This is a genomic window from Streptomyces sudanensis (assembly GCF_023614315.1).
Lineage (GTDB): Bacteria > Actinomycetota > Actinomycetes > Streptomycetales > Streptomycetaceae > Streptomyces > Streptomyces sudanensis.
On sequence record NZ_CP095474.1, the window covers coordinates 217311 to 226070 of the forward strand.

Genomic DNA, 8760 nt, shown 5'->3' on the forward strand with positions numbered 1-8760 from the left:
GCCNCCCCCGTACCGCTCAGCCCGTGCGGCCCCCGCCACGGCCGCCCGGGGGCTCCCGGTGCCCCCGGCTCTCCGTGCGGACGCCGAGCGGGGCGTCCGACGTGCCGGGCCAGTTCCGGGTGGACAGCACCAGGCGGTAGCCGTCCGGGTCCTCGACGGTGACGCCCCAGCGGTCCCCGTAGGGATTGCGCGACGCGACGCGCCGTCCGCCGTGCTGTTCGAGGCGGGCCGGGAGGGCGTCGGGGACCGGCCCGCCGAGGTAGACGACCAGCAGGTCCTCCGGGGTCGGCCGCGGGGCGACGGCCGCCGCGGGGTCGCGCACCAGCTCCAGGTGCCAGCCGGCTCCCGGCCAGCCGACCATCAGCAGATCGTGGCCGCCCGGCGCGGCGCCGCCCCGGCTGCGCCAGAGTTCACCGAGTCCCAGGCCCAGGACCCAGAAGCGCTCCGCCGCGTCCAGGTCGGCGGAGGGGCGTGCGATGCGGATGTGCGCGGTGGCGTGTGGGTGCATGCCCCGAACCTACGGAGTCGGGGGCGTCGGCGCGTCGGGCGACGGGCGTAGGCATCGGGCCGTACCGCGTACGGGGCGAGGGGTCACGGGCGTAGGCCCCGCGCCGTACGCCGCCCGGCGCGGGGGCTGCGCCCGGGTTCAGCGGCCGATCTCGCGCCGCCCGGCCACCCGCCGCAGCCGGCGCCGCTGACCGGGGTCGAGGGCCAGGTACGCCAGGGCGGGCACGCCCACCACGACCAGCAGGGACATCCAGAAGCCGATCAGCGGCACCAGCAGCAGCCCGACGGCCACTCCCCCGATCACGATCTTCGTCCTCGTCGACATGTGCGTCCCCTTCCAGGTCGGCTACAGGGGGAACGCCGGGCGGCGCCGCGCGGTTCCGTACCCGCGCGGCCGGGGTCTCCGCACCCGGGCCCCACCGGCTCGGGAAGGCGGACCCTCGGCAGGCGGCAGGGTGCCGGCCCGGCCCGATCGTCCGGGCGGGCGGTATGCGGTGCGTCCGGGAGACCGGGCCGCGGGCGGTCAGGCGGGCGGGCCGCCGCCCCGCCTCACTCCAGGCCCATGTGCAGGCGCAGGACGAGTCGCCGGTCCGTCGCGCGGACCTCCACCAGATCGCACAGCTGGTGCATGATCCACACTCCCCGGCCGCCGGTCGGGGCGCAGGGGTCGGGGCGGCGGCGACCCGTGAGGGGGTTGTCCAGGCGGCCCCGGTCGCTGATCTCCGCGACGAGCCCGCCGTTCGCCCTCCACATGCGCAGGGTGCCCTCGCCGCCGCCGTGGCGCACCGAGTTGCTGACCGCCTCGCTGACGGCGAGGAGCCAGTCCGTGCGGCGCGCCGGCGACAGGCCGGCCGCCGCCGCCCAGTCGCCGGCCTCGTCACGCGTGGCCGCCAGGTCCCGCTCGCCGAACGGGACGACGACGGCGTCGGCCGGTTCGGGCAGCGGGACGTCGCAGTCGCGGCAGACGTCGTGCGGGTCGGTGTAGCGGGAGCTGGCGCGGTAGGCCCCCGGGGAGCCGACGACCGGGTGGGTGCGGTACGCCTGCGCCAGCACGTCCCCGGGCAGCGCCGTGTCGTAGGGGCACAGGATGCTGGCCCGGCGCCCCTGGAAGGCGAGGTTGATGAGCGCCTCGTGACGGGTCGCCTCCCACGTCTCCCCCGGTGTGCGGCCGACCCAGATCGGCTCCCCCACGATGGACACCGGCGTGGACGGGCCCCGGCGGTCGGCGAACTCCTGCAGCATCGACAGGATCCGCCCCGGGTTGCGCCCCGCCTCGGTCATGTCCACCCAGGTGACGTGCTCGCGGCCGTCGCCGAGGGCGTCCCGCAGCATCGGGAGCCGCCACCTGGGCACGGCGACCAGCACGGGCTGCCCGTCGTCGAGGGCGTCCCGCACGAAGGCCCCGAGGCCGTCGAGGTACTCCTGCGGCGTCCCGTAGAACAGCGCCGGGTGGAAGAAGGCGTCCTGCCGGCCGACTTCGCCGGCCGGTCGCGTCGAGGTCGTCATCGGTCCACGACCTCCACCACGGAGTCGAGTGCGGGGAACAGTTCCAGCAGCCGCCGCAGGGCCGGGGGCGGCTGCCGGACGCGCAGCGCCGGACCGCCGGGCTGCCCCGCGGCGGCGCCGGCCAGGGTGGCGAGGGAGGCCGCGTCCAGGTGGCGCAGGGCGGCGAGGTCCAGCTCCACCCGGTGCGCCGACGCGCCCCTGACGGCCGCGGCCGCGGCGGCCACGGCGCTCCTCGTGTCATACCCGGCCGAGCCGGACATCAGGAAGCCGGGGCGGTCGGTCAGCGGGGTCACCCTGAGCGTCGGCTCGGCGAGAAGGTCGCCCCGGTGGGCCGTGTGGGCGCCCGCCAGGAGGGCCACGTGGGCGTCGGGCAGCAGGCGGCGGTCGTAGAAGCACCAGGCCGTCAGCGGCCACTGCTCGAAGACCTCGTGGTGGACCCGCAGTTCGTACTCCAGGAGCCGGTCGGCGCCGGCCACGTCCCGCCCGCCCCAGGACATCTCGCCGATCGCCCGCAACCCCCGGTGGCCCTGCGCGGAGGCCGCCTCGATCGCGTCGTGCCACAGGCCGATCATCGCGTCCGGGTCGAACACGGCGCCGGTGAGGTAGGTCTGCACGGCGATCGACACGGAGAGCTGCCCGCGGGTGACGGCGGCCGCGGCGTCGATCCCGGCGTCGGTGAGCGTGCGCAGGACCCGCCCGGGCTCGGTGGTGTCCGCGAAGTACCGCACCTGCTCGCCCTGGTCCAGGCCGCTGCGGACGAAGCCGCAGAGGTGCTCCGCCCACTGCCGGTCGTCGGAGAAGACCACGCTGGAGTGGTGTCCCGTCGCCGGCGCCCGCGCGGGGAGAACGGCCGCTCCGGGAGCCATCACCATGCCGCTCCCCTCGTCCCGTCCGCTCCGGCCTGCCTTCCATGGAAACACACCGGACCACCCCGACCGCCCCGACGCACTCCCCCACAGCCTACTGTCCCCCGGGCGCAAGGGGGCCTTCCGGGCTCCTCCCGCACCCGCGGACCGCGTCCCCGCCGCCGGTGCGCGGGCCGGTGGCGGAAAGGGGCCGGGCGCGGGGCGCGGAAGCCGGCCGGTGCCCGGGCCGGAAGCCGGAACCCGGTGCGGGCGGGCGGCCGTCCCCGCCGCCGGCCCCGCGCGTACGGTCAGTCGGCCCGCGGGGGGCGTCCGGTCCGCAGCATCCGCAGCACCGCCCGCTCGACGGGGCCCTGCGTGGCGGGGACGCCGAACGCGCCCTCGGCGCCCAGGCGCGGCAGGGCGGCGGCGACCGTGACGCCCTCCTCGTACAGTTCGATCACCCGCGGGTTGATGTAGGAGGCCCGGCAGACCGCCGGGGTGTTGCCGAGGTACCCGGAGACCTCGCGGCACGCGCGGGCGATGGCGCGGCGCCGGGCGCTCTCGCTGCGGGCGACGGGCTGCGAGACGGCCAGCGCCACGGCGGCCATGACCGTGGCGTGCCAGGTGCGGAAGTCCTTGGCGGTGATCTCCAGGCCGGCGATCTCCTTCAGGTACGCGTTGACGTCGGCGCCGGTCACGTCGTGCCAGGAGGGCCGCTCCCAGTAGGCGAGGAGCCGGTCGCCGCCGCCCCGGCGGCGGAGCAGCGCGGTGAGGTTGCGGCAGACGGCGGGGTCGGCGACGGTCTGGACGATCTCCTTGCCGTGCTTGCCGGTGTACGTGAAGAGGACGGCGCCGCTCTGGCAGCGGGAGTGCTCGCGCAGCAGCGTGGTGAGGCCGTAGCTGCTGTTGAGTTCCGTGTAGCGGTCGCTGCCGATGCGGAAGAAGCCCAGGTCGAGCAGGCGCACGGCGGTGGCCAGGACCCGTTCCCGGGTCAGGCCGCGGCCGCTCAGGTGGCCCTCGACGGCCTCCCGCACGGCGGGCAGGACCTCGGCGACGTCGAGGACGTGCTCGTGCTTGGCCTGCTCCTGCTCGGCGCGGAACCGGGGGTGGTACAGGTACTGGCGGCGGCCGGCCGTGTCGGTGCCGACGGCCTGGAGGTGCCCGTTGGGGCGGGCGCAGATCCACACGTCGCGCCAGGCGGGCGGGATGACCAGGGCGCGGACGCGGTCCAGCTCGGCGGGGTCGCGCAGGGGCCGGCCCTGGGCGTCGAGGTAGCGGAAGCCGCGCCCGTGGCGGACGCGGGTGTAACCGGGGTCGACGGGACGACTGTGGTGGAAACGCAACCCGACCTCCGTGACGCGAGCTGCTCCGGCGGGATGGGCGGGGCCTCGGTGCGGCGGCCCGCCCGGGCGGAGGACTGCCCTGCGTGTACCCGCATACCGGGCCGTCCTCCACCCGGGCCCGTGCTCTTCTCCCGGCGGCGCCTTCCGGAGCGGTGCGGCGCGCCCGCGGTCCGGTACGCGGACGGCGGCGGGCCNGGGNCCTGCGCCCGGGCGGGGTGGTGCGCGCCGCCCGGGCGCCGCCGCCCCGCCGGGCGGGCCGGTCAGGTGGCGGAGCGGCCCTCCCGTGCCACGAGGGCGAAGGAGTGGCCCGCCGGATCGGCGTACAGGCGCACGTCGCGGGGCCCCGAGTTCTCCTTCGTGTCCACCGGCCGCGCCCCCAGGGCGACCGCCTCCCGCTCCGCCTCGTCCATGTCGGCCTCGGCGAGCAGGATGTGGAGGTGCGCCTGCTGCGAGTCGTCCGGACGCGGCCAGCTCGGCGGGGCGTACCCGTGGTCCCGCCGGATCGCCAGTTCCACGCCGTCGTGGCCGACGACCTCCACGAAGTCGGGGTCGGCGCCGCGCCGCACGTCGGCGCCGAGCAGGCCGGCGTAGAACTCCGCCAGCGCCTCGGGCTCGGAGCAGTCGAGGACCAGGACGCTTCTCTTCGATACCGTCATGGCCCCCTTCTGCCCCGCGCCCGCGCCGCGCACGCCCTCCGGGGGCGGGCACCGGAGGCCATCCGNGGNNGNGCNGANGNGGCCATCCGGGGGCGGGCACCGGAGGCCATCCGGGGGCGGGCACGTACGGAACGTCCGCTCCCGCACGTCGCGGCGCGGCGGCCCGCGCCCGCCCGGGGGCTCCCTCCGCCGCGCGGACCTGCGGCTCCACCTGCGCCTCGGCGGATGAAAACGGCACCGGCGGGCACCCGGCATGGCGAGAACGCCAGGCGGCACCGGGCCGCCGGCACGACCTTTCCAGGGAGCCGGTATGCCGAGCCTGCTGGACACCGGTCGGAGCGCCGGAGCACTGCTCCTCGCCCCGGGGGTCTACGCGCCGCAGTCCGACACGTTCCTCCTCCGGGACGCCATCGAACGGGAGGACCTGCCGCCCGGCGCGGAGGTCCTCGACGTGGGCACCGGGAGCGGGGCCCTCGCACTCGCCGCGGCGCGGCGCGGCGCCCGGGTGACCGCGGTCGACCGCTCGTGGCGCGCCGTGATCACGGCCCGGCTGCACGCGGCGGTCGCCCGGCAGCGGGTCCGCGTCCTCCACGGCGACCTGCTGGAGCCCGCCTCGGACCGCCGCTTCGACCTGATCGTGTGCAATCCGCCGTACGTCCCCTCGCCGCACGGGCGGCCGCCCCGGCGGGGCGCCGCCGTCGCCTGGGACGCGGGCCACGACGGCCGGGCGGTGCTCGACCGGGTCTGCGACGGCGCGGCCGACCTGCTGCGGCCCTCGGGCGCCCTGCTGCTGGTGCACTCGGCGCTGAGCGGTGTCGCGCCCACCATCGAGCGGCTGGAGCGGGCGGGGCTGGCGGCCGCCGTCGTCGAGCGCAGCTCCGTGCCCTTCGGCCCCGTACTGCGCTCGCGCTCCGACTGGCTGGAGCGCCGGGGTCTGATCGCCCCCGGCCAGGAGAAGGAAGAGCTGGTGATCATCCGTGCCCACCGACCCTGAGGAGCGCCCGGGCGCCGGCCCCTGCCGCGTCACGGTGACCAAGGAGGGGCCGCTGCTGCTCGACGGCCCGGTCGAGGTCGCCCTGGACGACGGGACCGTCGTGCGGTCCGACCGGTTCACCGTGGCGCTGTGCACCTGCCGCCGCAGCCGCGCCTACCCCTGGTGCGACACCAGCCACCGCCGACGTACGAAGAGGTGAAGCATGCAGGACCGGATCCCCCCGGTGGACGACGCCCTCCGGGGCGAGCTGCCGCCCGCGCGCGGAGAGGTGTCCGAGGGGGTGCTGACCGCCCTGCGCGGCCCGGTGGGCGGTCCGGTGCCCGGCCCCGCGGCCGTGCGCGGCGCCGACCCCCTGGGCGACGACCTCCAGCTGGCCCTCTACCTCTGCTACGAGCTGCACTACCAGGGCTTCCACGGCGTCGCCCCGGAATGGGAGTGGGACCCGGGGCTGCTCGCGCTGCGCCGGGCGGTGGAGGAGCGCTTCCTCGGCGAGCTGCGCGCCCGGACGGAGGGCCGGCCGGACGTGTACGACGCGCTCGACGAACTGCTCGTGGAGCCCGTCGACGGCGAGGGCGTCTCGCACTTCCTGCGGGACAAGGGCGAGCTGTGGCACCTGCGGGAGTACGCCGCCCAGCGCTCCCTGTACCACCTCAAGGAGGCCGATCCGCACGCGTGGGTCATCCCCCGGCTGCACGGGAGGGCCAAGGCGGCGTTCGTGGCCGTCGAGTACGACGAGTTCGGAGGGGGCCGGCCCGAGCGGATGCACGCGCGGCTCTTCGCCGACCTGATGACCGACCTGGGGCTCGACACCCGGTACGGCCGCTACCTCGACCACGCCCCCGCGGAGATGCTGGCGAACGTCACCCTCATGTCCCTCCTCGGCCTGCACCGCGCCCACCGGGGCGCCCTGGTGGGGCACTTCGCCACCGTCGAGGTGACCTCGTCGCCCGGGTCCCGCCGGCTCGCCGAGGCCATGCGCCGCACCGGGGCGGGCCCGGCGGCGGAGCACTTCTACGCCGAGCACGTGACGGCCGACGCGGTGCACGAGCAGATCGTCCGCCGGGACGTCATCGGCGGGCTGCTGGCCGACGAGCCCGGGCTCGCCCCCGACGTGGCCTTCGGCATCGCCGCCACCGTCCACCTGGAGGACCTCCTGGGCGAGCGCCTGCTGCGCTCCTGGTCCGAGGGCGCCACGAGCCTGAGGAAGCCCCTGTGACCCCGTGAGGCGGCGGTCCGCGACACGGCGGCCGGGGCGGGTGCGGCGCGTCCCGTGCCGGCCGCCCGCGGTCGGGGCCGGTACCGGGGAGAGCACCGTGGCCCGCCCCGGGGGTCCGGGACGGGCCACGGTGCCGGCTTTCGGGGCCGGCCTACCAGCGGTACCAGCGGCCGCGCCTGCCGCCGGCCCCCGCCGACCGCATGACGAAGCCCAGCAGCCACACCACCAGCACGACGACCGCGACCCACCACAGCGCTTCGAGCGCGAACCCCGCGCCGAACAGGAGCAGGATCAGAAGAAGGACGAGAAGAAGGGGAACCATGGTTATCAGCCTCCACCCCCCGTGTGCCCTGCCGTGACACGTGCACACGCGCGCCCCGCCCCGCGCCCGGGGCGCGGCGGCCGGCGCGCCGGTGCCCGTGCGCCTCATGTGCCCCGCGCGGCCGGCTCGGCCGCCCGTGGGGGGCTCCGCCTCCCCGGTAGGGTGGGCGGGCTCCGGATCGCCGGAGCCCGGTTCGACACGTCGTATGGGGTGGGGAAATGCCGAAGCACAGGTTGTCCAGGAAGAACCGTTACATCGCGCTGGCGGCGACGGGTGTCGCCGTCGTGGTCGGCGCCGGGGTCGCGGCGCAGACCTCGATGGCCGCCCCGGCGTGGCCGGCGCAGAAGACCTACACGGGCCGCGCGTTCGACACCTGCACGGCGCCCTCGCTCACCGCGATGAAGGCGTGGAAGCAGAACGCCTACTACGGCGGCGTCGCGGTCTACGTCGGCGGCAAGAACCGCGGCTGCGCCCAGCCGAACCTGACCAGGTCGTGGGTGAAGTCGGTCCACACGCTCGGCTGGCGGGTCATCCCCCTGTACGTCGGCGCCCAGCCGCCCTGCCAGAAGAGCAGGAACAAGGAGAGGTTCACCGCGGCCACCGCGGCCTCGGTCGGGGTGAGCAACGCCAACGACGCGGTCGCCAAGGCGTCGGCGCTCGGCATGCGGCCCGGCAGCCCGATCTACCTCAACATGGAGTCGTACGACATCACCGACAAGGCGTGCAACGACGCCACCCTCGCCTACGTGCGGTCCTTCACCAAGACCCTGCGCGCCAAGACCTACCGCGCCGGCCTCTACGGCTTCAGCAGCTCCAGCGCCAAGGCGATCGCCACCGCCAAGGACCGCACGGACCTGCCGGGGAACCTCTGGTACGCGCTGTGGAACGGCCGGGAGACCACCACCGCGGACTGGCCCTGGGACCCCAAGCTGTACACCGGCCACAGCCGCGGCCACCAGTACAAGGCCGAGAGCAGGGAGACCCGCCGCGGTCACACCCTCACCGTCGACCGCAACGCCTGGGACGCCCCGGTCGCCATCATCGGCTGACCCGCGGGCCGCGGGCCGGGCCGGCGCTCCGGCCGCGTGTCCCACCGGGCCGCCGCTCCGGCCGGGCCGCGCCCCGCCCCCGGCCGGAGCCCGCCCTCCGCCGTCCGGGGCAGTCGTCCGCGCGACGGCCGGCCGCCCGGGTCGCCCGATGGGACCAGGGGCACCGGCGGCGCCTGGCGCCGTCGGCCGCGACGTGGTCGGCTGGACCCCGCCCACCGCATCCGCGGGTGGGAGGGCGGCCGAAGTGCGTGTGTCGGGGGAACCGCGGCAAGGAGTGGGGCATGGACATCGACGGGGCGCCCGGGCCGGCCGGCGGGGGCGC

Annotated in this window: 10 protein-coding genes and 1 pseudogene; 4 read left to right on the forward strand and 7 right to left on the reverse strand. The window is 76.6% G+C overall.

All coding sequences use genetic code 11. The features are described 5' to 3' along the window. Positions 1–109 precede the first annotated feature (109 nt). The 6 genes and pseudogenes from MW084_RS00945 to MW084_RS00970 form a co-directional block, all read right to left on the reverse strand. Positions 110–508: pseudogene (locus MW084_RS00945) on the reverse strand (VOC family protein); the annotation flags it as partial. Between the two features lie 138 nt (positions 509–646). After that, positions 647–832, reverse strand: coding sequence for a hypothetical protein (locus MW084_RS00950; RefSeq protein WP_010468118.1), 186 nt, complete (start codon positions 830–832; stop codon positions 647–649). Between the two features lie 224 nt (positions 833–1056). After that, complete coding sequence (locus MW084_RS00955) at positions 1057–2013, reverse strand: sensor histidine kinase (protein ID WP_010468117.1); 957 nt, start codon at positions 2011–2013, stop codon at positions 1057–1059. Then, entirely contained in the window at positions 2010–2885 is an 876-nt protein-coding gene (locus MW084_RS00960; RefSeq protein WP_010468116.1) for an MEDS domain-containing protein, read from the reverse strand. The genes MW084_RS00955 and MW084_RS00960 overlap by 4 nt, the downstream gene beginning before the upstream one ends. Positions 2886–3166: 281 nt before the next feature. Next, positions 3167–4201, reverse strand: coding sequence for a DNA topoisomerase IB (locus MW084_RS00965; protein WP_010468115.1), 1035 nt, complete (start codon positions 4199–4201; stop codon positions 3167–3169). Between the two features lie 260 nt (positions 4202–4461). Next, positions 4462–4857: a VOC family protein gene (locus MW084_RS00970; protein ID WP_010468114.1), complete on the reverse strand. Its 396-nt coding sequence runs from the start codon at positions 4855–4857 to the stop codon at positions 4462–4464. Between the two features lie 310 nt (positions 4858–5167). Here MW084_RS00970 and MW084_RS00975 point away from each other — a divergent pair, with 310 nt between their 5' ends. The 3 genes from MW084_RS00975 to MW084_RS00985 are packed head-to-tail and all read left to right on the forward strand — an operon-like array spanning position 5168 to position 7067. Beyond that, positions 5168–5851 (forward strand): HemK2/MTQ2 family protein methyltransferase, encoded by a 684-nt coding sequence (locus MW084_RS00975; protein WP_010468113.1) that lies wholly within the window; start codon positions 5168–5170, stop codon positions 5849–5851. Continuing rightward, a complete protein-coding gene (locus MW084_RS00980) occupies positions 5835–6050 on the forward strand; it encodes a CDGSH iron-sulfur domain-containing protein (RefSeq protein WP_010468112.1) in 216 nt (71 codons plus the stop codon). The genes MW084_RS00975 and MW084_RS00980 overlap by 17 nt, the downstream gene beginning before the upstream one ends. Positions 6051–6053: 3 nt before the next feature. After that, positions 6054–7067: an iron-containing redox enzyme family protein gene (locus MW084_RS00985; protein WP_010468110.1), complete on the forward strand. Its 1014-nt coding sequence runs from the start codon at positions 6054–6056 to the stop codon at positions 7065–7067. Between the two features lie 151 nt (positions 7068–7218). Here the strand turns inward: MW084_RS00985 and MW084_RS00990 are convergent, their stop codons facing one another. Beyond that, positions 7219–7389, reverse strand: coding sequence for a hypothetical protein (locus MW084_RS00990; RefSeq protein ID WP_010468108.1), 171 nt, complete (start codon positions 7387–7389; stop codon positions 7219–7221). A gap of 218 nt (positions 7390–7607) precedes the next feature. Here MW084_RS00990 and MW084_RS00995 point away from each other — a divergent pair, with 218 nt between their 5' ends. Continuing rightward, on the forward strand, positions 7608–8438 hold the full coding sequence (locus MW084_RS00995; RefSeq protein ID WP_029553239.1) for a glycoside hydrolase domain-containing protein: 831 nt from the start codon (positions 7608–7610) through the stop codon (positions 8436–8438). Positions 8439–8760: the final 322 nt, after the last annotated feature.